The sequence below is a fragment of the Dysosmobacter sp. genome, assembly GCF_052306735.1.
GTDB lineage: Bacteria > Bacillota > Clostridia > Oscillospirales > Oscillospiraceae > Oscillibacter.
Map to the genome: position 1 here is coordinate 2,320 of NZ_DAWBAJ010000077.1, position 2,362 is coordinate 4,681.

The following is a 2,362-nucleotide window of genomic DNA, read 5'->3' on the forward strand; positions in this document are numbered from 1 at the left end:
GCAGGGGCGGCGCCGGCAGCCGGTGCGGCAGGGGCGGCGCCGGCAGCCGGTTTTGTCCGGGACTCTGCCGGAGGGGCCGATACCGTTGGGGCCGCATCCTCCGGCACATCGAAGATCCGCTCGCCGGGCGCTTCCCGCTCCGGGGGTTCCTCCGGCAGCGGCGGTTCCTCCCAGGGCGGCGCATCCTCCGGCTGAGCCACCGGGTCTGGCTGCTGCGGCGCAGGCGCTTCCGGTTTGGCAGCGGCTTCCGACCGCCGGGACTCCCGGGCAGGCCCTTCCGCCGCCGTCTGGACGCCGGAGCGGATCACGGCACCCCGGGCAACGCTCTCCTCCAGACGCTCCAGCCGGGCGGCCAGAGCCGTCACATCCCCGCAGAGGGATTCATCACAAAGCCGCAGCAGGCACAGTTCCGCGTCTGTACGGCGGTTGGTACTGTATGCCAAGTCACCGGAGGCTGCCTGAAGGGTCGTGGCAAGATACAAAAGCCGGGTAGTGGAGACATCCCGTTCCAGCCGATCCAACGTAGCCTCGTCATACCCGCCGGACAGGAGGGCCGCGCCGCCTGCCGGGGCTGTCCGCCGCAGCAGCAGATCCCGCACCAGGGTGGAAAGCTCCGAGAGAAGGGCTCCCACATCCCGCCCGCCGTTATAGAGCTGATCCAGCAGCGTCAGCGCCTGGCCGGCGTCCCGCCGTAAAACAGCTTCCATCAGCTTGGCTGTCTGGAGATTTCCCGCCAAGCCCAGCATGTCCAACACCGCGCTGCTGTCCACTTTGCCGCCGGCGGCTGCACACTGATCCAGCAGGCTCAGCCCATCCCGCAGGGCGCCGTCCGCCAGACGGCTCAAAAGCTCCGCACCGTCCGGTGTCAGATCGATGCCCTCCTGTCCGGCCACATAGGTGAGCCGCCGGGCCACATCCGCCGGAGCGATGCGTTTGAAAGAAAAGCGCTGGCACCGGGAGAGGATGGTGGCGGGAACCTTGTGCAGTTCCGTGGTGGCCAGGATGAAGAGCAGGTGCTCCGGAGGCTCCTCCAGGATCTTCAGCAGGGCGTTGAAGGCCGGCGTAGAGAGCATGTGGACCTCATCGACGATATACACCCGCTTTTTCACATTGGCCGGGGCATAGATGGCCTCGTCCCGCAGGGCCCGCACCTGGTCAACACCGTTGTTGGAGGCAGCGTCCAGCTCCAGTACATCCAGAAAGCTCCCGTTGTCGATACCCAGGCAAGACGGGCAGGCGTTGCAGGGATCCCCGTTCACCGGATGCTCGCAGTTTACCGCCTTGGCCAGGATTTTGGCACAGGTCGTCTTGCCGGTGCCCCGGGTACCGGTAAACAGGTATGCGTGGGAAGTGCGGCCCTCCGCCACCTGTTTTTTCAGGGTCTCCGTAATGTGTTCCTGGCCGATGACGTCGGAAAACGTCTTGGGCCGCCACTTGCGATACAGTGCCTGATACAAAGACGGCAGCCTCCCTTCCACAAAAAAGATCCTCCGTATGCAGCTGCGGAACCGGCACCCTCGCGGCACATGGAACATCCCGCTTAATGCTGCTCGGTTCCCCGCCTGACATGGTTCACGGGCATCCATTGCGCGAGACCGGCTCCGCAGCTGCATGCGGAGGATTCACTTGATAGCTTTCCCATTCTACTATATTCAAGCCTGGTTGGCAACTGAAATTTTTCCGTTTTTGAAAAAATCGCCCTTTACAACGAAAAAAAATATGGTATAATATCATTTGCCGTCAAGCGCTATCTGCTAAGCGGTATATTCTGGGCTATTTGTCCAGGCTGTTTTTGGGCCCGTAGCTCAGCTGGGAGCGCGCACAGGCCAGTTATATGCCCCCTCTTTTGGGCCGGTGGCTCACATGGCTCCCATCCGGTTCGCATCCCCTTTTATTAAAACTTCATACCATCATATATTTGGTCCGGTAACTCGCTTGGCAGTCAACCGTGACAGATATATGGGCCCATAGCTCAGCTGGGAGAGCCAGCGCAACATAACACGGGCCCGGTTAGAACAGCAAACTGCACAAACAAATCAAGCTAAAATATACAAAATAACTAAATATGGGCCTGTAGCGCAGTTGGGAGCGCACCACATTCGCATTGTGGGGGTCGTCGGTTCGAATCCGATCAGGTCCACCAGAAAAAGCCGTGAAATTATAAGCTTCACGGCTTTTTTGCAACTTTTTTGCAAAAATGGTGGGCCCGCAGCTCAGCCGTTTCTGCCCTATTTTCCGTATAAGCCCCCGCTCCGTTCGCATCCGCTGTTCAGGACACCAGAAACGATCATTATTTTTGTTCTCCGCCTATAGTGGCTCAGTTGTCAAGACAAAAATCTAAGATTTTTATAATGAACTGATA

1 protein-coding gene, 1 tRNA gene and 1 other RNA gene are annotated in these 2,362 nt (G+C 59.5%); 1 reads left to right on the plus strand and 2 read right to left on the minus strand.

All coding sequences use genetic code 11. From position 1 onward, the window contains the following. On the minus strand, positions 1–1,457 hold a 1,457-nt coding region (gene dnaX / locus ACT67G_RS11740; protein ID WP_443664349.1), incomplete at its 3' end, for a DNA polymerase III subunit gamma/tau. A gap of 45 nt (positions 1,458–1,502) precedes the next feature. Then, positions 1,503–1,602, minus strand: an RNA gene (gene ffs / locus ACT67G_RS11745) — signal recognition particle sRNA small type. Between the two features lie 465 nt (positions 1,603–2,067). On the opposite strand from ffs, the gene ACT67G_RS11750 reads away from it, so the two are divergent. Beyond that, positions 2,068–2,143, plus strand: a tRNA-Ala gene (locus tag ACT67G_RS11750). The last annotated feature ends 219 nt before the right edge of the window (positions 2,144–2,362 follow it).